At 66.3% G+C, this 21,803-nt stretch carries 16 protein-coding genes; 7 read left to right on the top strand and 9 right to left on the bottom strand.

Annotated features, from left to right (window positions below; genetic code table 11):
- The first annotated feature begins 5 nt into the window (after positions 1-5).
- Positions 6-782: an enoyl-CoA hydratase gene (locus tag V7E00_RS02725; RefSeq protein WP_333571147.1), complete on the top strand. Its 777-nt coding sequence runs from the start codon at positions 6-8 to the stop codon at positions 780-782.
- A gap of 142 nt (positions 783-924) precedes the next feature.
- On the top strand, positions 925-1,800 hold the full coding sequence (mmsB, locus tag V7E00_RS02720; RefSeq protein ID WP_333571146.1) for a 3-hydroxyisobutyrate dehydrogenase: 876 nt from the start codon (positions 925-927) through the stop codon (positions 1,798-1,800).
- A gap of 148 nt (positions 1,801-1,948) precedes the next feature.
- Here mmsB and V7E00_RS02715 read toward each other — a convergent pair whose 3' ends face one another.
- Complete coding sequence (locus tag V7E00_RS02715; RefSeq protein WP_333571145.1) at positions 1,949-3,976, bottom strand: protein-disulfide reductase DsbD family protein; 2,028 nt, start codon at positions 3,974-3,976, stop codon at positions 1,949-1,951.
- Positions 3,977-4,056: 80 nt separating this feature from the next.
- Between V7E00_RS02715 and V7E00_RS02710 the strand changes: the two genes are divergently transcribed.
- Positions 4,057-5,694 carry an alkaline phosphatase family protein gene (locus V7E00_RS02710; RefSeq protein ID WP_333571144.1) on the top strand — a complete coding sequence of 546 codons (1,638 nt, stop codon included), beginning with the start codon at positions 4,057-4,059 and terminating at the stop codon, positions 5,692-5,694.
- Positions 5,695-5,882: 188 nt separating this feature from the next.
- Here the strand turns inward: V7E00_RS02710 and V7E00_RS02705 are convergent, their stop codons facing one another.
- Positions 5,883-6,782, bottom strand: a complete 900-nt coding sequence (locus V7E00_RS02705) for a right-handed parallel beta-helix repeat-containing protein (protein WP_333571143.1) — start codon at positions 6,780-6,782, stop codon at positions 5,883-5,885.
- A 128-nt stretch (positions 6,783-6,910) separates the two neighbouring features.
- Here V7E00_RS02705 and V7E00_RS02700 point away from each other — a divergent pair, with 128 nt between their 5' ends.
- From V7E00_RS02700 to V7E00_RS02690, 3 genes are all read left to right on the top strand, one after another.
- Positions 6,911-8,347, top strand: coding sequence for a circularly permuted type 2 ATP-grasp protein (locus V7E00_RS02700; RefSeq protein ID WP_333571142.1), 1,437 nt, complete (start codon positions 6,911-6,913; stop codon positions 8,345-8,347).
- Positions 8,348-8,563: 216 nt separating this feature from the next.
- Positions 8,564-9,499: an alpha-E domain-containing protein gene (locus V7E00_RS02695; RefSeq protein ID WP_333572362.1), complete on the top strand. Its 936-nt coding sequence runs from the start codon at positions 8,564-8,566 to the stop codon at positions 9,497-9,499.
- On the top strand, positions 9,499-10,308 hold the full coding sequence (locus V7E00_RS02690) for a transglutaminase family protein (protein ID WP_333571141.1): 810 nt from the start codon (positions 9,499-9,501) through the stop codon (positions 10,306-10,308). Before V7E00_RS02695 ends, V7E00_RS02690 begins: the two co-directional genes overlap by 1 nt.
- Before the next feature lie 140 nt (positions 10,309-10,448).
- On the opposite strand, the gene V7E00_RS02685 is transcribed toward V7E00_RS02690, so the two are convergent.
- From V7E00_RS02685 to V7E00_RS02660, 6 genes are all read right to left on the bottom strand, one after another.
- On the bottom strand, positions 10,449-11,231 hold the full coding sequence (locus V7E00_RS02685; protein WP_333571140.1) for an arginyltransferase: 783 nt from the start codon (positions 11,229-11,231) through the stop codon (positions 10,449-10,451).
- A 262-nt stretch (positions 11,232-11,493) separates the two neighbouring features.
- Positions 11,494-12,777 (bottom strand): glycosyltransferase, encoded by a 1,284-nt coding sequence (locus V7E00_RS02680; protein WP_333571139.1) that lies wholly within the window; start codon positions 12,775-12,777, stop codon positions 11,494-11,496.
- A 91-nt stretch (positions 12,778-12,868) separates the two neighbouring features.
- Complete coding sequence (locus V7E00_RS02675; protein ID WP_333571138.1) at positions 12,869-14,401, bottom strand: aminoacyl--tRNA ligase-related protein; 1,533 nt, start codon at positions 14,399-14,401, stop codon at positions 12,869-12,871.
- 92 nt (positions 14,402-14,493) lie between these two features.
- Positions 14,494-16,185 (bottom strand): O-antigen ligase family protein, encoded by a 1,692-nt coding sequence (locus tag V7E00_RS02670; protein ID WP_333571137.1) that lies wholly within the window; start codon positions 16,183-16,185, stop codon positions 14,494-14,496.
- Positions 16,186-16,195: 10 nt separating this feature from the next.
- A complete protein-coding gene (locus V7E00_RS02665) occupies positions 16,196-17,476 on the bottom strand; it encodes an MATE family efflux transporter (protein ID WP_333571136.1) in 1,281 nt (426 codons plus the stop codon).
- A gap of 75 nt (positions 17,477-17,551) precedes the next feature.
- Positions 17,552-19,552 (bottom strand): LamG-like jellyroll fold domain-containing protein, encoded by a 2,001-nt coding sequence (locus V7E00_RS02660; RefSeq protein WP_333571135.1) that lies wholly within the window; start codon positions 19,550-19,552, stop codon positions 17,552-17,554.
- Between the two features lie 245 nt (positions 19,553-19,797).
- Here V7E00_RS02660 and V7E00_RS02655 point away from each other — a divergent pair, with 245 nt between their 5' ends.
- Entirely contained in the window at positions 19,798-20,748 is a 951-nt protein-coding gene (locus tag V7E00_RS02655) for a glycosyltransferase family 2 protein (RefSeq protein ID WP_333571134.1), read from the top strand.
- Between the two features lie 85 nt (positions 20,749-20,833).
- Here the strand turns inward: V7E00_RS02655 and V7E00_RS02650 are convergent, their stop codons facing one another.
- Positions 20,834-21,736, bottom strand: a complete 903-nt coding sequence (locus V7E00_RS02650; RefSeq protein WP_333571133.1) for an EpsD family peptidyl-prolyl cis-trans isomerase — start codon at positions 21,734-21,736, stop codon at positions 20,834-20,836.
- Positions 21,737-21,803 lie beyond the last annotated feature (67 nt).

Genomic DNA, 21,803 nt, shown 5'->3' with positions numbered 1-21,803 from the left:
ACCCCATGTCTTCCTACGAAACCCTTCTGGTCGAGCAGCGCGGCGCGGTCACGCTGATCACGCTCAACCGCCCCAAGGCGCTCAACGCGCTCAACAGCCAGGTGCTGACCGAGCTGCTCGACGTGATGCGCGCCTTCGATGCCGATCCTTCGCAGGGCTGCGCGGTGCTGACCGGCAGTGAAAAGGCCTTCGCTGCGGGTGCCGACATCAAGGAAATGCAGGTCCAAGGCTTTGCCGACATGTACGGCCATGACTTCTTCGCCGGCTGGGATGCCTTCACCCGCACCCGCAAGCCGATCATCGCCGCGGTCGCAGGCTATGCGCTGGGCGGCGGCTGCGAAGTGGCGATGATGTGCGACTTCATCCTCGCGGCGGACACCGCCAAGTTCGGCCAGCCCGAGGTCAAGCTGGGCGTCTCGCCCGGCATGGGCGGCTCGCAGCGGCTGACCCGCGCGGTGGGCAAGGCGAAGGCGATGGAAATGTGCCTCACCGGCCGGATGATGGACGCCGCCGAGGCCGAGCGCGCGGGGCTGGTCAGCCGCATCCTGCCTGCCGCCGAGCTGGTGGAAGAGGCCGTGCAGACCGCCGCGACGATCGCCGCGATGCCGCCGCTGGCGGTGAAGGCCAACAAGGAAATGGTCAACGTCGCGTTCGAGACGACGCTGGCACAGGGCGTGCAGTTCGAACGCCGCCTGTTCCACGCGCTGTTCGGCACCGAGGACCAGAAGGAAGGCATGACGGCGTTCGTCGAGAAGCGACCGGGGAACTGGTCCGGGCGTTGAGGACTTGCTGACCTCCCCCGACCCCCCCGCTTGCGGGAGGGGTCGGGGGAGGGGCTGGAATGGAGAGCGGAGGGCAGGCACAACCGTCATCCCCTCCCCTAGCCCCTCCCGCAAGCGGGAGGGGAACGTAGAGAGGAAGCAGATGGCACGCGTAGCATTTATCGGCCTCGGCAACATGGGCGGCGGCATGGCGGCGAACCTCGCCAAGGCCGGCCACGACGTCCGCGCCTTCGATCTGTCGGCGGAAGCGCTGGAGCGCGCGAAGAAGGCCGGCTGCCTGCCCGCCGCCAACGCTGCGGAAGCGATCGCCGGCGCCGAGGCGATCGTCACCATGCTGCCCGCCGGGCGCCATGTGGAAGCGCTGTACACCGAGACCCTGCTCGACCAGGCCGAGGCGGGCGCGATCCTGATCGATTGCTCGACGATCGACGTCGCCACCGCGCGCCGCGTGGCGGAGGCAGCCAGTCAGCGCGGGCTGCTCGCGGTCGACGCCCCCGTGTCCGGCGGAATCGCTGCGGCGAATGGGGGCACGCTCACCTTCATGGTCGGCGGCGCGGTGGCGGCGTTCGAGCGGGCGGAGCCCTTCCTAGAGGACATGGGCAAGGCCGTGATCCATGCCGGCGCCAGCGGTGCGGGCCAGGCGGCCAAGATCTGCAACAACATGATCCTCGGCGCAACGATGGTCGCCACCTGCGAGGCCTTCGCGCTCGCCGAGAAGCTGGGGCTGGACCAGCAGCGCTTCTTCGACATCGCCTCGGTCTCCTCGGGGCAAAGCTGGTCGATGACGAGCTATTGCCCCGTGCCCGGCGTCGGCCCGGAAACCCCGGCGGATCGCGAGTATCAGGGCGGGTTCGCAGCGCCTTTGATGCTCAAGGACCTCAAGCTGGCGATGGAAGCGGCGGCGAGCGTCGGCGCGCAGGTGCCGATGGGCGAGCGTGCCGAGCAGCTCTACGCGGCGTTTGTCGAGGGCGAAGGCGCGGGGCTCGATTTCTCGGGGATCATCAAGACGCTGCGCTGAGTATGTCCGATGGCACTCCCACTCACCTCGTCATCCCCGCGAAGGCGGGGATCCATTGGCCTGTGCGTCTCAGAAGGCGCCGAACTGTCCTGGCAAATGGACCCCCGCCTCCGCGGGGATGACGGTGGTTGGGTGGTGAGGGTAAACCTCACCCGCCCTTGGCGCGGCTCGCCAGCAGATCCTGGGTCAGCACCTGCGGCAGCACCTCGGGCGCATCCTGGCCGGGCTTGTACCAGAGGTAGAGCGGTACGCCCGCCCGGTTGTGCGCTTCGATGAAGCGACCCAGCGTCGCGTCGCCGTTGGTCCAGTCGCCGACCAGCACCGCGACCTTGCCGTCGGCCAGCGCCTTCTCGACCGCTGCCGTCTCGATCACCGCCTTCTCGTTGACCTTGCAGGTGAGGCACCAGTCCGCGGTGAAATAGGCGAACACCGGCCGCCCTTGCGCCCGCAGCGCCGCAAGTCGCGCTTCACTGAACGGCTCGGCGCCGGCCATGGCAGCAGGCGGACCGCCCGCTGCCGCAGGGCGGACGAGCGCGACGCCGCCGAGCGCCAGCAGCACCAGCGGTAGCGCCGGCAGCCAGGCCCGGCTGCGGCCCTTGGCCTGCCGGGCACCGGCCCACCACAAGCCGAGCGTGGCGAGCAGCATAGCCGCCAGCCCGATGGTCATGCCGTCGACGCCCGCCTGCTTGCCCAGCACCCAGGCGAGTGCCAGGGCGGTGAGGAACATCGGCACCGATAGGATGTGCCGCATCGTCGCCATCCACGCGCCGGGCTTGGGCAGCTTGCGGCGGAAGGCCGGTACGAAGCCAAGCAGCAGGAACGGCAGCGCAATGCCCAGCCCGAGCCCGCCGAAGATCGCCAGCCCAGCGAACCAGGGCAGGATCAGCGCCGCGCCCAGCGCAGAGGCCATGAACGGCCCGGTGCACGGCGTGGCGATGAACGCCGCCAGCGCGCCCGTGGCGAAAGCGCCGCCATGGCCCTTGCTGGCCGCACGGTTGACGAAGGCCGGCGTCGCGATCTCGAAAAGCCCGGCCAGATTGAAGGCGATCGCCGCCACGAGCAGCAGCAGCACCAGGATGACGCGCGGGTCCTGCAACTGGAAGGCCCAGCCCACGGTCGCTCCGGCCGCGCGCAGCCCGAGCAGCAGTCCACCCAGTGCCAGGCACACCAGCACCACCCCCGCCGTATAGGCCAGCGCCTCGGCGCGCGGGCTGCCTTCGTCGTTATTGGCCTTGGCTAGGCTCAGCGCCTTGAGGCTGAGGATCGGGAAGACGCAGGGCATGACGTTGAGGATCAGCCCGCCGAGCACCGCCGCGAAGAACGCGCCGGTTGCCGCCAGCCACGGCGCCGCCGCGCTGACCGGCCTGGCCGGGGGTACCGCGCCCGGCTTGGCGGTGACCGTCAGCCCCTGCCCCTCGATCGCGAGCACCCCCTCCAGCGCCGCGGGCGCGGTGCGCGCCTTGGTCTCGATCACAAGCCGGTCGCCGTCGCGAGCCACCGTCTGTGGCGCGGCATAATCGACCGCGTTGGCGGTCAGCGGATAGAAATACACGTCCTTCGCCGCCGCTCCCGCCGGGTACGGCACCGCGATCCGCAGCACGCCGCCCTCCGCCTGGAAGCTGCCCGGCGTGCTCAGCGGCTTGGGCAGCTTCGCGCGCCAGCCGTCGAACTTCGCCCGCACCGCCGGATCAATCGCGCCGTCGCCGATCGTCAGGCTCGTCGCCAGCTCGGCCTTTTCGGGCACGCAGAGCGTGTCGGTGCAGACGAGATAGTCGAGCTTCAGCCTCACCGGCAGCACGCCCTTCGCATCCGCCGGGATATGCAGCGTCGTCAGGCGGACGAAGGTGCCCTCGTAGACATAGTTCATCAGCCCGGCGATGAGCAGCCGCTGCGGCACCGGGTAGCGGAAGGCGTCGGCCGCGGCCCCGGCCGGGAGCGTCCAACGCGCCTCTGCCGGCAGCCCCGCATCGCCGGGATTCTGCCAATAGGCATGCCATTTGGGATCGGGGGTAGAGACCAGCGCAAGCGTCACGTCGCTGCCGGGCTTCGGCACCGCCGTTTCCGCCACCAGTTCGCTGCGGACATGCGGGCCCTTGGCGAAACCCTGCGCCGCCGCCGGGGCGACGTTCGCGAGGAGCAGCAGGAGCGACATCAAAGCGAAACGAAGCTGGGCCATGGCGCCGTCCTTGCCCAGTTCGCTGCATTCGACAATAGCTGGGTGTACCAACGTCCACCCGTGCCCGGAGCCGGCCCCGAATGAAACTGCTTGCCCCTTTCGCCGCCCTCACGCTGGCTGCGACCCCTGCTTTCGCCCAGCAGAGCGCGCCTGCGCCTGCCGCTCCGGCCACCCCGCCCAAGCTGGTGGTGGTGATCTCGGTCGACCAGTTCTCGGCCGACCTGTTCGCCGAATATCGCGGCCAGTTCACCAGCGGCTTCGCCCGGCTGATGCGCGGCGCGGTGTTCCCGGCCGGCTATCAGAGCCATGCCGCGACCGAGACCTGCCCGGGCCACTCGACGATCCTCACCGGCGACCACCCTTCGCGCACCGGCATCATCGCCAATGACTGGACCGATTTCGCCGCGCCGCGCGCCGACAAGACGGTCTATTGCGCGGAGGACGAAACCGTGCCGGGCACGGATTCGAACCACTACACCGTCTCCGACAAGCATCTGAAGGTGCCGACGCTCGGCGAATGGATGAAGCAGGCCGATCCGCAGTCGCGTGTCGTCTCGGTTGCGGGCAAGGACCGCGCCGCGGTGATGATGGGCGGCCACAAGGTCGACGAGCTCTGGTGGTGGGACGGCAAGGCGTTCGTGTCATACGCCGGCCGCACCGCGCCCGACGCCGTGACCAGGATCAACGCGGCCACCGCCGCGCGCATCGCCGAGGCGCAGCCCGCGCTCGACCTGCCGGGCTTCTGCAAGGCACGCAGCCGCGCCATCCCGGTCAGCGCGACCAAGACGGTGGGCGACGGCCGCTTCGCCCGTGCGGCGGGTGACGCCAAGGCGTTCCGTATCTCGCCCGAGTTCGACGATGCGGTGCTCGCGCTCGGCGCCAAGCTCGCCACCGACATGAAGCTCGGCCAGCAGGGCCATACCGACCTGCTGATCGTCGGTGCTTCGGCAACGGATTATGTCGGCCATACCTATGGTACCGAGGGCAGCGAAATGTGCCTGCAGTTGCTCTCGCTCGACCAGACGCTGGGCCGGCTGTTCGACGCGCTGGATCGCACCGGCGTCGACTATCAGGTGGTGCTGACCGCCGATCATGGCGGACATGACCTGCCCGAGCGCCACCGCGAGCATGGCGCGCCGACCGAGCAGCGCATCACCGCCGACGTGACTACCACCAACATCAGCCGCGCCCTGGCCGGCAAGCTGGGCCTGACCGGCCAGGTGCTGGTCGGCGGCCCCGGCGGCGATGTGTATGTGACGCCTTCAGTCCCGCAGGCCAAGCGCACCGCGGTGCTGGCGGAGGCGGTGAAGCTCTATGCGGCGAACCCGCAGGTGCAGGCGGTGTTCACCCGCGCGCAGATCGAGGCGACGCCGATCGTCCACACGCCCGCCGAGACCTGGAGCCTGCTCGAGCGCGCCCGCGCCTCGTACGATCCGCAGCGTTCGGGGGACCTGGTGGTCGCGCTCAAGCCGCGGGTGACGCCGATCCTCGATCCGTCGATCGGCAATGTCGCGACGCATGGCAGCTTCTGGGACTATGACCGCCGCGTGCCGATCCTGTTCTGGCGCAAGGGCATGACCGGCTTCGAACAGCCGCTGTCGGTGGAAACGGTCGACATCGCGCCGACGCTCGCCGCGCTGATCAAGGTGCCGGTGCCGGTGGAGATCGACGGGCGCTGCCTGGATATCGACGCGGGTGTGGCGGATAGCTGCAAGTAACCAAGTGCTCCCCATGACGGGGAGTAGGCCGTCTTTGACAAAATGATCGTCATTCCCGCGAAGGCGGGAATCCATTCGCCGGTGCGCTGGGGGAAAGAACCTCGGCTTCAGCGCCAATGGATCCCCGCCTTCGCGGGGATGACGATCGTTTTCAATCCTCTCGAATGCCCTCCACAGGCAGCAGGATCTCACCGCTTCTCGAAGCCGCGCATTCCCGCAAGGCGGTTGTTCGCCACCGTGATCCGCCCGCCGGACAGATCCGCCACGAACGCCGGATCCGCCGGTGCGCCCGGCGCGAGGCTGGCGGTATTCCCCTCCACCCGCAGTCCGTCCGTGGGGTAGGTCCGCGCCTCTGCCGCGACGACGATGAGCCCGGAGCGGTTCTCCTTGTCCCGGCCCTGTACGAACATGTTCTGCGCAATCGTCCCGGTGCCGCCTTCCGACAGGTCGATCATGTAGTTGGTCTTGCGGCCCCAGCTGTCGTCGAAGCTGTTGCCGGTGATCGCCACGCGGCGCGCACGCAGCTTCACATAGTGGCCGCCGGCCCCGCGCTCGAAGCGGCTTCGGGTGATCGTCACAAGCCCGTCGATCGAAAGGTACACCGAGTGTGCGCAGTTCGGTGACTCATCGCACTGGCCGAGCCCCGCAAAGCTGGAGCGGTCGATGGTGATGCTGCGCACGGTCGGGTGCCCGCCGCCAAGAATGCCCTCCTGGCTGTCGAGAAAGGTCGAGCGCGTCACCGTCAGGTCGCCCATCTCGATGCGGATGCCCGCCCCATTGCCGTCGCGCACGCGGAGCTTGCGGAACACCACGCCGTCCACCGCCGATCCGCGCCCGCGCAACACGAAGGCTGCCTTGTCCTCGCACACGGTGCGCTCGAAGATCGCCGTGCCCGGCTGCACCGCCTTGTAGGTGATCCGCCCGCCCGCCTGCACCACGCATTGATGATAGGTGCCCGGCGCGATCAGGATCGTCGCGGTGCCGTCGCGCACCGCCTCCACGGCGGCGGCGAGCGTCGGGAAGCCCTGCCCCGTCTGGGCAATCGTAAAGGGTGCGGCAGCGGCGAGCGCGAGAAGCAGGATCGACATACCCGCATCCTGCCACGCCTGCCCTTAAAAATCCGCCGACGCGCAAACGTGCACATTCGCCGCTTGTGCGCCGCAACGAAGCATTGCAGCATGCAGCCAATCGGTCACTCGGGCGTTTGGGAGCTTCGATGGGATCACTGGGGGCGTTCGACGAAATTTGGGGCCATGGCGGTCCGGAGGCGCCGCGCGCGGCGTTCACGGCGCTGGCGCAATGGATCGCGGACACGCCCCCCGACGAGCTGCAACGCCGCCAGCAATCCGCGGAAGCGGCCTTCCGCCAGCTCGGCATCACCTTTGCCGTCTATGGCGACAGCGACGCCGCCGAACGCATCATCCCCTTCGACATCGTGCCGCGCATGTTCCTGCAGCGCGAGTGGGAGAAGTTGAGCGAGGGCCTCGTCCAGCGCGTCGAGGCGATCAACGCGTTCCTCGAGGACATCTATGGCGCGCGCCGCATCCTCGATGCGGGGATCATCCCGCCCGAGCTGATCCTGCGCAACGAGCAGTTCCGTCCCGAAGTCGCCGGCATCCGCCCGCCGCACGGCATATGGGCGCATATCTGCGGCATCGACCTGGTGCGCACCGGCGCGGACGAATTCTACGTGCTGGAGGACAATGCCCGCACGCCCTCCGGCGTTTCCTACATGCTGGAAAATCGCGAGGCGATGATCCGCCTGTGCCCCGAGCTGTTCCGCGATTTCCGCGTGGCGCCGGTCGACAGCTATCCGGACATGCTGCTGGAGACGATGCGCTCGGTCGCGCCGCTCGGCCGCGCCCGACCGGTGTGCGTCGTGCTCACCCCGGGGCATTTCAACTCGGCCTATTACGAACACAGCTTCCTCGCCGATTCGATGGGCGTCGAGCTGGTCGAGGCCGCCGACCTCGTGGTGGACGACGACATCGTCTACATGGAGACGATTGCCGGGCGCGTGCGGGTGGACGTGATCTACCGCCGCATCGACGACGACTTCCTCGATCCGCTGGTCTTCCGCCCGGATTCGCTGCTCGGCGTGCCGGGGCTGATCGCCGCCTATCGCGCGGGCAATGTCGCGCTGCTCAACGCGCCGGGCAACGGTATCGCCGACGACAAGGCGATCTACAGCTACATGCCGGAGATCGTCCGCTTCTATTCGGGCGGCGAGGCCAAGCTGCCCAATGTCGAGACCTGGCGCTGCCGCGAACCCCAGGCGCTTCGCTATGTGCTGGATCATCTGCCCGAGCTGGTGGTGAAGCTGGTCGACGGCTCCGGCGGCTATGGCATGCTGGTGGGGCCAACGGCCACCAAGGAGCAGATCGAAACCTTCCGCGCCGCATTGATCGCCGAGCCGCACCGCTATATCGCGCAGCCCACCCTCGCGCTCTCGACCGTGCCGACGCTGACCGAGAAGGGCCTGGCCCCGCGCCATGTCGACTTCCGCCCCTTCGTGCTGACCGGCAGCGACAAGGTGCGGGTGGTCCCCGGCGGCCTCACCCGCGTGGCGCTGCGCGAAGGATCGCTGGTGGTGAATTCCAGCCAGGGCGGCGGGACGAAGGACAGTTTCGTGCTGCTGGGGGATGCGGCATGAGGTGGGGCATTTCGATCCTGCATGGGACGACGGCGGGCGCACAGCTCGCACCCTGCTCCGTCATCCCCGCGAAGGCGGGGATCCATTGACGCTGATCTCGCGGTTCCTGCCCCAGACGCACAGGCGAATGGATTCCCGCCTTCGCGGGAATGACGAAGGTTGTTTGGCGGGCGCCGGCGTGGAAACCGATATGGTCCGGGAGGCACGCCGATGATGATGCTCTCCCGCACCGCCGCTGCGCTGTACTGGCTCGGCCGCTATGTCGAGCGAGCAGACTTCATCGCCCGACTGGTCGAGGCGACGATCCGGCTCGACGCGCTGTCCGCGCGCCCCGCGGGTGAGGCCGCGTGGCTGAGCGCGCTCACCGTCAGCTATACCGACGAGATCTTTGCCGCGACCGGCCACCCCGCCACCCAGGCCCATGTCGCGCGCTTCCTGACGCTCGACGCCACCAATCCCGGCTCGATCATCCGCTGCCTGGAAATGGCGCGCAACAACGCCCGCGCCGTGCGCACCGCGCTCACCCGCGACGCCTGGACCGCGATCAACCGCGCCTGGTGGCTGTTCGCCAATCGCGCGTCGACGGGCGGCGCGACCGAGACGCTCAACCTGGTCGAGCAGATCAAGGGCGAGACGCGCGGGTTCGAGGGCGCAACACACCGGATGATGCGCAACGAGGCGACGTTGCTGATCCAGCTGGGCGCCGCCATCGAGCGTGCGGACAACACGGCGCGGCTGGTGGACGTCAAATACCATCTGCTGCTGCCCGCCGGCGAGACGATCGGCGGCGCTGTCGATCGTGACCAGTGGACGACGATCCTGCAGACCGTCTCCGCCGTCACGGCCTATCGCTGGCTCTATTCGGAGGGGCTGCGGCCGGACAACGTCATCGACCTGCTGGTCAGCCGGTCGGAGCTCCCGCGCAGCCTTGCCGCCTGTGTCGAGGAGAGCGTGATGCTGCTCAGCCAGCTCGCCAAGCGCACCGGCCTGCAGGGCGAGGCCGATCGCATGGCCCGCGCCCGCCTCGCCCGGTGCCAGAAGGCGCGCACGCCGGATATCATCGTCGGCGGGCTGCACGAATATCTGGAGACCTTCATCGCGGAGAACGCGCTGCTCGACAGCGCGATCGCTCGCCAGTTCCGGTTCCTCTGATGCGCATCGCCGTCGAACACCGCTCCATCTATCGCTTCACCCAGCCACAGGCGCGGATCGTCCAGATGCTGCGCCTCACCCCCTGCGACACCCAGCACCAGACGGTGGTGAGCTGGATGGTCGGCGTCGATTGCGACGCGCGGCTGCGCGACGCGGTGGACGGCTATGGCAATGCCGTGACGATGCTCTACGCCGAAGGTCCGATCGAGGCGATCGAGATCGCGGTGACCGGCGAGGTGCTGACCAACGACAATGCCGGCGTGCTGCGCGGTACGCCCGAGCCGCTGCCCCCTGCCCTGTTCCTGCGCACCACACCGCGCACCGCACCGAGCCCACAGCTGTCGGCATTCGCCGCGGATGTGAGCACCGGCACCAGGGATCCGATCGAGAAGCTGCACCGGCTGAACCAGGCGCTCCACGCCCGCTTCCGCTGCGTGCCCGACGTGCCGGATACCGGCCTTACCGCAGCCGAAGCCTTTGCCGGCAAGGCAGAGGCTTCGCGCGACGTGGCGCAGATGTTCGTCTCCGCCGCGCGCACGCTGGAGGCGCCGGCCCGCTACGTCTCCGGCTATCATCTCGACGGCACCCAGCAATGCGCGCCCCATGCCTGGTGCGAGACGTGGATCGGCGGGCTCGGCTGGGTTGCGTTCGATCCCGTCACCGGCCTGTCGCCGGACGACGGCTATGTGCGGGTGGCGGTCGGGCTGGATTCGGAGGGCGCCGCGGCGGTGGCGGGGCACCGGATCGGCCACGGCGAGGAGCAGCTCGCCGTGAACCTGCAGGTCGATCGGCTGGGAAACGAGGAGTAGCGGTCAGCCGAGCCGCCTCCAGGTGCGTCATCCCGGCGAAAGCCGGGATCGATTGGGGTCTCCGTCTGGACTCTTGCTTTTACAGGTAGGCAACCGGGCCCGGGTTTCCGCCGGGATGACGGTACATAGTGTCAGGCGGCTCAGGCGAGCGCCGCCGCCACGGCATTCGGCATCGGCCCAACCTCTTCCTCGTCGGTGAGCAGCGACCAGCCGGTGGGCCCGAGCACTTCGATCGGGCGATAGCGCGTCTTGTACGCCATCCGCGCGCTGCCCTTTACCCAATAGCCGAGATAGACATAGGGCAGGCCCGCCGCACGGGCGCGCAGGATGTGATCCATGATGATGAAGTTGCCCATGCCGGGCCGCGCCTCGTCGTCGGGAACGAAGAAGCTGTAGATCATCGACAGGCCGTCGCCCTGCTGGTCGGTGATGCACGCGCCAACCAGCCGGCCGCGCTCGCCGTCGACCGAAGGCTCGCGATATTCGATCACATAGGAGCTGACCGGCGACTGCTCGACCATGTCGGCATAATCGCTCTCGTCCATCGCCGCCATGCCGCCGCCCGGGTGGCGCGAATCGAGGTAGCGCTTGAGCAGGTCGTACTGCTCGCCCGTCGCCCAGGGCTTGCAGGCGGTGACTTCAAGGTCGCTGTAGCGCTTCAGCAGCTTGCGCTGGGTGGCATTGGGCTGGAAACCGTCCGTCACGACGCGAACCGAGGCGCAGGCGGTGCAGCCCGCACAGCTTGGCCGATAGGCGACAGACTGGCTGCGGCGGAACCCGATGCGGCTCAGCGCATCGTTCAGCTCGCCGGCATGCTGGCCGGACAGCTCGGTGAAGATCTTCCGTTCCTGGCGACCGGGAAGATACGGGCAAGGCGACGGGCTGGTCACGAAGAAACGCGGGAATCGAGATAATGCGGTCACCGCTCAGCCGTCCTCTGCTCCATCGGGCCTTCCCGATCGGCCCCTCTTACCCCGTTATGGGGTTCGATTTGGATGATGAAAAGCGCGTTTACCATCAATCAGGGGCATTACCGGCAGCCCAGCTTTCCCGAGTGACGCGGAACGGGACGATTCGCTTGCGTGGTAACCATCCTTCGCGGCAATGCGGGACCGGCCGGGCGCAAAAGCGCCCGGGAATCCGGCCGTCGCGGCGCCGGCACCCGAATCGAATCGTCGGGTGGGATCAGGCGGTCGCGCCGAGTCCCAGCGTGTCCAGCGCCCGGCCAACCCCGTCTTCGGCGGCGATTGCGCGGCCTGCCTGCGCTGCCCGATCCGCGATGGTGGCGCTCGCCAGCAGCCGCGCGATGGCGGCGGCGGCCTGCGCGGCGGTATAGCGGCGCTTCGGCAGCACGCCGCCCAGCCCGGCGCGGACGATCCGCGCGGCATTGTCGAACTGGTCGCCGAAGATTGGGCAGACGAGCTGCGGCACGCCGGCGCGGATCGCCTGGCCGGTGGTGCCGATGCCGCCATGGCCGATCACCGCCGCCGCACGTGGAAAAAGCTGCGAGTGCGGTGCATAGCCTGCCACCAGCACCGTTTCGCCAGCCAGATGGCGATGCTTTTCCAGCTGGTCTTCCCCGACGAGCAGTACCGCCCGCAGCCCTAGCCGCCGCGCCGCCGCGGCACTGGCGGCATAGAAGCCGTCCTCGGCATAGATCGCCATGCTGCCCAGCGTGAAGACCAGCGGCGGCGGGCCGGAATCGAGGAAGGATTCGAGCGCCGCCGACAGCCCCTTCCCTGCGAACCCGCCATCGTAGAAGACGAAGCCGGTCTGGGCGAAGCAGGCGGGTGCGTCGGCCGGCGCGGGCGAGAAGGCGGGCGACCAGAGCCCGATGGCACGCGCCACCGCCAGCGGCCCCGCCAGCATCTCGTTGCCCGCAAAGGGTGGTGCGCCAGCCGCTTTGCGCAAAGCGACAAAAGGCTTCAGGCCCTTGGCATAGGCGCGCTCGGCCAGCCGCAGCAACGGCCGTACCGCGCCCGGGCCGAACCAGCGGCGCAGCGTCACCAGCGCCGTCTCGCCGCGCGTCAGCACCGGCGGATCCTCGGCCGAGAGCAAGGTGATCGGCTGGAGCAGCGCCGTAGCGAGCGGCACCCCTACCGCCTGGGCGGCGATCCGCGCATGGATCGAGAAGCTGCTGGCAAGCACCAGCTCCGCACCGGCGACCACCGGCTTCAGGTCCGCCAGCGTCACTTCGGCATAGGGCACCAGCACCCGGTCGATGACGAAGCCGAAATCGGTCGCCATCGCGCGGGTGATCTGGCCTTCGTCCATGCCGGTGTCGGCGAGGAGCTGCGGCCCGTCCGGCCTGATCGGGTGGAATTCGATGCCGTGTCGCTCGGCGATCGGCCGGACCGCTTCCGCACCAGCGAAAACGGGCGTGTGGCCCCGCGCCTGCATCCCCAGCGCCAGCGCGATGAAGGGGTGGACATCCCCTAATGTGCCCAGCGTCGCCAGTACCACCCGCATCGGCTTGCTCCCCCTATGGGAGCAGGCTGGTCGCAGGGTGGATGCGCTGCGTCAACGCAGATCCTCCCCGTCCCCGGGGAGGATGTACAGGTCAGTACGCCCGCGCGACCAGGATGCGCTCGACCGCTGGCTTCCCGGTGAACAGGCAGGTGCCCTCTGCCGGTGCGGCATCGCCGGGCACGTTGCGGAAGGTCAGCTTGAGCGCCTTCAGCCGCTCCACCACGGCATCGAGCTCGGCGCCCGTCGGCTTGGCCCAGCTGACTTCCGCCCAGCCGGGAAACTTCACCGAATCAGCGAACATCGCCGCCAGCGTGTCGAAGTCCGCCACGTCGCGGCGGATGTTGCTGTCCAGCCGCTCGCGCGCGTCGAGATACAGGCCCTGCTGGATGCTCTCGAGGATCGCGGCGGCCTCGGCGACGAAGTCCCCGCGCGGCATGATCTGCGAATCGAGCTTGCCGTCCTCGCGGTACAGCTTGTTGCGCTGGATCACCGAGACGTTGCCGCCCGCGACGTCGCGCCCGCCGACCTCGATCACGATCGGCGCGCCCTTCTTCACCCAGCCCCAGCGCTTGGTCTGCGCCTTCACCGCCTTGAGGTCTAGCAGCGCGCGCACCGGCTCGCCCAGTGCGCTCAGCTTGGCCAGCTCGGCCTGGAGCGACTTGCAATAGTCGATCGTCGCCGCGTCCTCGGGCTGGTCGCGCAGCATCGGCACGATCACGATCTGCCACGGCGCCACCATCGGCGGCACGCGCAGGCCGTCGTCGTCGCCGTGCACCATGATCAGCCCGCCGATCATGCGGGTGGAGACGCCCCAGCTGGTCGTCTGCGCCAGCTCGAACTGGCCTTCGGAGTTCTGGAACTTGATGTCCTGCGCCGAGGAGAAGGTGGTGCCCAGGAAGTGCGAGGTGCCGGCCTGCAGCGCCTTGCCGTCCTGCATCATCGCCTCGATCGAGAAGGTCGAGACGGCGCCGGGGAAACGCTCATTCTCAGGCTTCTCGCCCGCGACCACCGGCATCGCCAGGCAATCCTCGGCGAAGCTGCGATAGACCTCGAGCATCTTGAGGGTTTCTTCCTGCGCCTCTTCCACCGTGGCGTGGGCGGTATGGCCTTCCTGCCAGAGGAATTCGGCGGTGCGCAGGAACATGCGGGTGCGCATCTCCCAGCGGACGACGTTCGCCCACTGGTTGATCAGCACCGGCAGGTCGCGCCAGCTCTGCACCCAGCGCGACATCGCCGCGCCGATCACCGTCTCCGAAGTCGGGCGGACGACCAGCGGCTCTTCCAGCTTCGCCTCGGGATCGGGCACCAGCCGGCCGTCCTTCTGGACGAGGCGATGGTGCGTGACGACCGCCATCTCCTTGGCGAAGCCGTCGACATGCTCGGCTTCCTTCTCGAAATAGGAGAGCGGGATGAACAGCGGGAAATAGCAATTCTCGTGCCCCGTCGCCTTGATGCGATCGTCGAGCAGGCGCTGGATGCGTTCCCAGATGCCATAGCCCCAAGGCCGGATGACCATGCAGCCCCGCACGCCCGAATCCTCGGCCATGTCGGCTTCGCTGATGACGGTCTGGTACCATTGCGCGAAGTCACCGTCGCGCGTGACGGAAAGGGCGTGCTTGATCATGCCACGCGCTTAGCGAAGCCGCGCGCCGACGCAAGGGGCGGCGCATCGGCTGCTGCTATCGCAGCTATATCGGTCCCCTCGCGCTGCTTCGCTCAAGCCAGCGCCGGACGACGTTCCTCTGGTGCCGGCACCGCAGTCCCATTGGCCGCGTTCAGTTTTCCCTGCTCCCGCTTGGCCAGGTATAAGGAGCCCAGCGCGACGCCGAACAGAATACTGAAGAATGAATCATTGTCCGGCTGCGCCAGCACCAGCCGGGTGGATATCAATACGCAGAGTGCTGTCGCCAGCCCGAACTCCGCCGAAAATGGTGATCGTCGTTCCAGCAGGCCGATGCGCAGAAGCTCAAGGATGGAAAGGATGATGACGCCTAGATACGCGCCGAGCCCCAATAGACCGTAATCAGCCGCGACGGAAACCAGTCCGAGGTCGATGGTCAAACTGCCATCAGGCGCACGAAAGTTGATCGCGATTCCGCCGCCACCCGGCCCATAGCCGAACAGGGGACGTCGTAAAATCACCGGCTTCGCCATCGCCCATTGCACCTTCCGGGCGTCGGTGCTGCCCTGTGCTTTACCATCGCCAAGCACGCGTACATGGACCGCAGGCACGACAACAACCGCAACGGATAGCGCAACAACGAACGCCGGGTACAACATCGTCGCGGAGACGCCGAGCATGTCGCCGCGATGGTTGCGCCAGCGATGAATGCCCCAAAGCAGCCCGAAGATCGCATGTGCGGCGATATACCCCACCAAACCCAAGCGTGCACCACTGAGCAGGATGGAGAGAAGCAGAAACAGGTGAAAGCCGATCCACAAGCAGCGCCGCCAAAGCGTCGATGCGTTTACAATTCGGAACAAGACGAAGGGCGCGGTTAGTGCCAGCAGCTCTCCATAGGCAAGCGGCGTCGTATAGGTAGTCACTACCCGATACCCGCCGCGGAAATTTGGTCGGATCAATCGCGCGAGCGTCTCCGGGTCGATCTGCAGGAAACTTGGAATATGGCCAGTCCAAAGCACATGCTGCGCATGCGCTTCAAAGACACCGACAACCATGAGTGCGAAAACCAGACCGAGCAGCCAGTTGGTGAACCACAGGATTGATTTCTTGCCTGGACCAAACAGCCAGATCGCAGCGAAACAGGCAGCCGTGGAAGTGATGGTGCTGGCGATGAGGCGCGCGATCGTGCCCGATGGGGCACCGGATACGAGCGATGCGATAGCCTGAACGATGAACCACCCGAGCAGGCAGCGCGCAACCCACGGCGACGCACGGAAGATGGCGCGCATATCCTCACGATATGCTTTCGAGGTCGACAGGCAGATCAAGATCAGGGCCGACATCACGATGCCGATCAGCCGCCGCATCGAGATCCAAGGCAAGCCGGCCACCGAAATCGCCAGATAATTCGGCCATATGATAATGCTCGCGAAAAAGGCCGTGAAGACGATCGCCAATGCACGCGTCGGCGCCGTCTTCGTGTCCGGGAGCGCCCAGATCACCAGCAGCGCGAGCACCGCGAGCGGCGCCCCCGCGACCGCCAGCATCGACGGCGGCAAAATCGCGGCCAAGACCCCATAGACGAATGCGAAGAGGACTATGAAAGCGACCAGGGTCAGCCGCCGCGCCGCAACTACCCAGCCGGGGCGATCGCGGTGGTACACGGGCAGCACATCGCGCCCCGGACGGAGCAGCGGCGCCAGCAGCGCGCGCGGCCCGAGCGCAGCGACGCTTGAGCGCCAGCGCAGGAAGCCTGCCTTCGAACCTCGCACCGCGCCTGCCAACCGTGCCTCCTTAAAAAACCGGAATACCAATGCGCGCCACCGCGATCATGCATGCGAGACGCAGGAACAGCAACGGACCAACAAGCGCACAGGCCGCGCCGAGCACTCCATAGGACGGGATGAGCAGAAGTCCGATCCCGATCCCGAGAACCGCCGAAGCCGTCGTCAGGATCACCATCAACCGCTCGCGGCCCGCCATCATCAGCACGCTACCGCTGGAGGCGAAGATAAGGCTGAACACCTGCCCCAGCACCATGATCTGCATCGCGATCGATCCGGCGGTGAACTGCTTACCGAAAATCCGCATGATCCATTCTGGCGCCACCACCACGCCGATCGCGAGCGGCGCAGACAAGAGGAGCAGACCAAGAATGGTCAGCCGCATGATCCGTCCGATGCGCCTCAGGTCACCCGCACGATAGCTGACGGCGAACACAGGCTGCAACACGGTCTCGGATGTCGCGGAGAAAAGCTTGAGCGTGGCGGCGATCTGGTATCCCACGCGAAAAAAGCCCACTTCCGCAGGTCCATGCGTGGCTGCGAGCAGCACTGTCACGAACCAGTCCGCGAAGATGTTGTTGGCATTGGACACCAGGATCATGAACCCGGGCCGCAGCAGCGATTCCTCGAGCGGCTCGCGCGGCGCCCAGGTACGCATCGCCCGCAGGAACAAATAGGTAGCCAGCGCCGCGGTGATCACCCATCCCACCACATACAACTGTGATGGAAATACCGTGCTGACGGGCAGGCCCATGAGCATCACGACGGCCAGCACAATGCTGCCGAACGAAGTGGTCAGCGGGCCGTCGACGAACTGCGACAGGCCGATCCACTTCACACCCCGCAGCACCGTCGAGACGAGGCGGCAATAAACCATGATCGGAATGACGAGCGAGAGCACCATCAGGCTCTGCGCGATCGCCGGGCTGCCGATCAGGTCGACTGCGATCTGCCAGTGGAAGATCACGATGATCGTGGTCAGCGCCAGACCGGCACACACGCCCATCTGGATGGCATGCCGCGCGGCAGCGCGGGCCAGTCCCGTCTTCTCTTGCGAGAGATGGACCGCGACCGATCGCATCAAAATGGCGTCCAGGCCAAGCAACGCTACGACCACGCCCATTTGGACCGTGGTGAGCGAGGTGCCGAAGGTGCCGACACCCTCCGCCCCTACTGAATGTGCGAGCAGCCACGTAAACAGGAAGCTGGTGACAGCTCCAAGGCCCTTTACCCCGAAACCGACCACCATCTGGCCGCGCACGCCGCGCAGATGAAAGTTCTCAAGCTTCAAAGTGAACGCCCCTAAAGATGCGCCCCGCGCTTAAGACAAGCTTCCGCGCGGGGCAAGCACAATGGGGCAGTTCGATCAGACGTGGTTCAGGTCGTAGGCGTACACCCGCGGCGCCCCGAACGTCGATAGCGCGCCAGTGGTCGTCGGGAGCGCGCCGATCGCGTTCGTATTGGCCAACAGGGCTGCCAGCGGCGAGGACGTGGCGCTCGTGGTCTTGAACGCGCCGGCGAGGCTCAGCGTCGAGGGCGCGGTCAGCGCGCCACCCCAGGCATTCGTCGTCGCCGCCAGAGTCGCGGCGCTGTCGGCCACACCCTTGGCCACCATGGTCTTCAACATATTGGCCGCCGTCGTCGTGTCGGGCACCGTGCTGGTGTTGAGCGCAACGATCTCCGCAGCGCTAAGTGCCGCATCTCGCATCTCGATATCACCAAGATAGCCGGAGAACGCCGCACCGAAGGGGTTCCCGAGGTATACGGGCTGGCTGGCCGGGGGCAACATGGTGCCCGACATGGCGGCCGTACCCTTCACCGATCCATCGACGTAGAGCGCGGCCGTGCCCTTCGTGCTGTCATAGGTCAGAGCGATTTTGTGGTTGTTCGTGTCGAGGATTTTTGCGCCGCTGGTCGTGAGCGTGAAAGTCTTCCCTGCCGTGTTGGTCATGGAGAAGCTGAGTTCGCCATCCGCACGCAGGCTGACATTCCAGCTCAGGAAAACGCCCATGATTTGCCCAGCCGGCGCGGTGACACCGTCGCGCTTCATGTTGAAGTTGAGAGTGAACGCGGACAGACCGAAAAGTTGCCGCGAGTTTGCACGCGCCAGATCAATACCAGCGCCAGTTGCGATCTTGTACATGCCATTCGAGATCGACGCGAGATTGACCGGCTTGGACGTCTCGTCAGAACTCCACGTTGAGTAGTCGACCATCCCGGTGGGTGTGAAGTTGAGGTCCAACAGCAACCGGCCGCCCGTTGACTTCGGGAGGAGCAACTGCTGCTGCGCGACCAGCGCCGCTGCCGCGCTGCCGACCGGAGGCTTGTAACCAACGCCATCGACGAGCAACCCTGCCACGCGCGCCTTTGACCCCATGTTGATGTCTACAATCTTTCGGAGGGCGGCCGGATCGCGCGAAAGAACGACGTTACCGCTTTGCGTAACATTGTTGCTGCCATCAAGAACAATGTCATCCGCAACATTGTTAGTCACAGCTCCGTTGACGCTCCGTAGCCGAATCCAGAACGACGTGCCGTCGGCGTCAGATATAACGCTGTTCGAATCAATATTGACGTTATTTCCGTTCAACATTGCTATGCCATTGTACATACCACTGACATACAGGAGATTGTTCTTGATATCGACATTCTGGTACCAAAGGTTACCAGCTTCTTCACCCAAAAAGATACCCTGAGAAGCTCGACCATCACCCTGCATGATTATGTTGTTGGAAATGGTGATATTCGTGTTGCCCTTGGTCCGACCTGCAGTCATGAACTGAATCGCGTCGGGATGTTCGCCATTGATGGGGTACAGGGCGGTGAAGTAATTGCTGTCGATAACCAGATCACTCATCTCCGCGAAGTTGGTATGATCGCGCCGGTTGTCGTGAAAATTGTTGTTCTGAATGACCATGTTGTCGACGGTCATCCCGTTCAGACCCACTGCGAAGTGATCGATCGACGAGTTGAGCAATTTGACGTTCGATCCGCCGCGCACCGTCAGACCGATACCCAACGAGTTGCTGGCGTCGCCGGTACCACCACTAAAGCGAACTCCGTCGATGACGATATTTTTCGAGTTCATAACCCGATTGGCAGTTTCATAATCCTGCGCGGGCCGATAGTCCTGAACGAAGTTCAGGTTTTTCAGGGTAACGTTGCTGCTCGAGATCATTGACAGCGACTTCAAAACGGCGGGATTTTTGTCATCCAACGACTGGATGGTCAGGTTGCTCGTCGGATTGAAGTTGTTGGTCGACAGCCCCGTGTAGTTGCCTGCTGCGAGCAGGATGGTGTCGCCGCCTTTGGCCGCCTTCATCGCAGCGTCAAGCTGCGCCTGATTGGTAACAGTAATCACCGGCATGTTAATCACCTTTTACTGGTCGACCCCAAATCGACATTAATCCCGGGAGCAAACATGCCAATTCTCTGTGAAATTTCAGTGCATTCCGATGGTTTACATTGGTTAACCTCGCCCGCACCTCTACCCACTGCACTGGCTTTCGGGAAATTTACTTAGGCACCGGGGCAGTAGCGGATGCCACGGGAGCTATGACTCCCAACTGGTCTCCGCTCGACGCCCACGCCGGGAAACGATAGAGCCAGCGCATGAGCGCCGACGAAACTCCGCATGTCTCGATCCTGGTGGTCGCGTATCATTCCACTGCCTTCATCCGGCAGTGCGTAGACGGCATCGCCGCGGCTGCGGTGGCCACCCCGCACGAGATCCTGATGATCGACAATGGCGGCGGCGATACCGAAGCGCTGGTGCGCGCCGAGCTGCCGCAGGTGCGGATCGTGCCGTCGGAAGGCAATATCGGCTTCGGCGCCGGCAACAATCGCTGCGCGGCACATGCGCGCGCGCCCTTTCTGCTGCTGGTCAACCCGGATGCGGTGCCGCAGCCCGGCGCCATCGATCGGTTGGTCGCCTTTGCCCGCTCTACGCCCGACGCAGCAGCCTGGGGCGGGCGCTCCTATGATCCAAGCGGCAAGCTGGACGCCGCCAATTTCCTGGCCCTTCCCACCCCCGCCGACTTCGTTCTTTCGGTGGTATCGGCCGGTCGGCTGCGCCGCGGGGGCCTTCCGGAAGATGCCACGCAACACGGCGCGGTCGACGTGCTCAACGGCGGTTTCATGATGGTGCGCGCCGATGTGTGGCGCGAGATCGGCGGGTTCGACGAGAGCTTTTTCCTCTATTCGGAGGAAGTCGACCTGTTCAAACGCATCCGCGACAAGGGCTATACCGTGCTGGTCGACCCCGGCGTGAAGGTGATGCACGACGCCGGCAGCGGCGACGCGCTCTCCGCCGGGCGGATCATGTTCATGACGATCGGCCGGATGCACTATGCCCGCAAGCATTACAGCAGCATCGGCGCGGTCGTCGCAGGCTGGGGAATCTGGGCTGCCGCGCTCAAATATGCCGTGTTCGGCAAGGTGCTGGCAGGGCTGGCGCCAACCAAGCGCGAGCGTTTCGCGGCACTGAGCCAGGCCTGGACGCCGATCGTCCGCGAGCGGCAGCGCTGGTGGTACGGCTACCGCACCGGCAACGAGGGCCGCTGAGCAACGCCACGGGAGCCTCCCGACGCGGCAGAGCGCAAACAACTGCGGGGGTGGCGGCGCACAAGCCCCCCACCCCCGCCTTGCATCACTGGGTCGCGTTCTGCGCCGGAGCGGCCGGCGCCCCGGCCGGCTTGACCGGGCCGGCGTTCAGCTGCGGCGGCGCACCATAGCCCGGCTGATACTTCACCGTCGCGCGCGCCTTCTTCAGCCGCTCGTTGAGCTGGGCGTCGGCCGCCTTGCTGAAGCGTTCGCTGCGCAGCGTGTTCAACGCCAGCTCGCGTGCCTGGTCGGCGGGCAGCGGCTGCACCGTCGTCGCGGTAATCACGTTGGCGGTCAGGCCCTGCTGGGTCGGCAGGATGAACATCTCGGCAGCAGGCAGCGCTGCAATCTTGCCGGCAATCTCCGGCGGCATCGCGGCAGTGTCGATCTGGGTCGGCGCGCGGCGGAACTGGACGCCATCGGCCGTCAGCTTGGCGGCCAACTGGTCCAGCGTCTTCAGCGGCGCGAACTGCTTGAACTTGTCCGCCGAGCTGGGCGGCGGGAAGGTAATCTGCTCGACGCTGTAGATCTTGCGCTGCGCAAACCGGTCCGGATGCGCCGTCTGGTACTGGGCGATCTCGGCGTCGGTCGGCTGGGCGATGCCGCCGGCGATCTTGTCGCGCAGCATCGTGGTGAGGATCAGCTCCTCGGCGCGACGCTCCTGAATCAGGAAGGCCGGGGTCTTGTCCAGCTTCTGCTCACGGGCGACCTTGGCGAGAATCTTCCGTTCGATGACGCGCTGCAGCGCCAGCTGCTCGGCCAGCTTGCGGTCGGTGCCCTGCGGCACGGGCGAGGCCTGAACCTCGGCATTCAGCTCGAAAATGGTGATCTCGTCGCCGTCTACGCTGGCGACGACCTGCCCCTTGTCGAGCTTGCCGCCTTTGCCCCCGCATCCGGATACGGCGAGCGCGGCCGCAGCCACCGCCGTCACCAGGAACCATTTCTTCATGAAAACCTCCCCGCCGCCGCGGAATTGCGCACGGCCCAAACTTCTACTTGAACCTATTCGGGCGGGC

This window comes from Sphingomonas sp., from assembly GCF_036731925.1.
GTDB lineage: Bacteria > Pseudomonadota > Alphaproteobacteria > Sphingomonadales > Sphingomonadaceae > Sphingomonas.
This window is presented reverse-complemented; position numbering and strand designations above follow the sequence as displayed.

Bases quoted from the DNA above. Each gene is read 5' to 3' on its own strand.
- V7E00_RS02725 (WP_333571147.1), top strand. From the start codon at position 6: ATGTCTTCCTACGAAACCCTTCTGGTCGAGCAGCGCGGCGCGGTCACG.
- mmsB (WP_333571146.1), top strand. From the start codon at position 925: ATGGCACGCGTAGCATTTATCGGCCTCGGCAACATGGGCGGCGGCATG.
- V7E00_RS02715 (WP_333571145.1), bottom strand. From the start codon at position 3,976: ATGGCCCAGCTTCGTTTCGCTTTGATGTCGCTCCTGCTGCTCCTCGCG.
- V7E00_RS02710 (WP_333571144.1), top strand. From the start codon at position 4,057: ATGAAACTGCTTGCCCCTTTCGCCGCCCTCACGCTGGCTGCGACCCCT.
- V7E00_RS02705 (WP_333571143.1), bottom strand. From the start codon at position 6,782: ATGTCGATCCTGCTTCTCGCGCTCGCCGCTGCCGCACCCTTTACGATT.
- V7E00_RS02700 (WP_333571142.1), top strand. From the start codon at position 6,911: ATGGGATCACTGGGGGCGTTCGACGAAATTTGGGGCCATGGCGGTCCG.
- V7E00_RS02695 (WP_333572362.1), top strand. From the start codon at position 8,564: ATGCTCTCCCGCACCGCCGCTGCGCTGTACTGGCTCGGCCGCTATGTC.
- V7E00_RS02690 (WP_333571141.1), top strand. From the start codon at position 9,499: ATGCGCATCGCCGTCGAACACCGCTCCATCTATCGCTTCACCCAGCCA.
- V7E00_RS02680 (WP_333571139.1), bottom strand. From the start codon at position 12,777: ATGCGGGTGGTACTGGCGACGCTGGGCACATTAGGGGATGTCCACCCC.
- V7E00_RS02675 (WP_333571138.1), bottom strand. From the start codon at position 14,401: ATGATCAAGCACGCCCTTTCCGTCACGCGCGACGGTGACTTCGCGCAA.
- V7E00_RS02660 (WP_333571135.1), bottom strand. From the start codon at position 19,552: ATGCCGGTGATTACTGTTACCAATCAGGCGCAGCTTGACGCTGCGATG.
- V7E00_RS02655 (WP_333571134.1), top strand. From the start codon at position 19,798: ATGAGCGCCGACGAAACTCCGCATGTCTCGATCCTGGTGGTCGCGTAT.
- V7E00_RS02650 (WP_333571133.1), bottom strand. From the start codon at position 21,736: ATGAAGAAATGGTTCCTGGTGACGGCGGTGGCTGCGGCCGCGCTCGCC.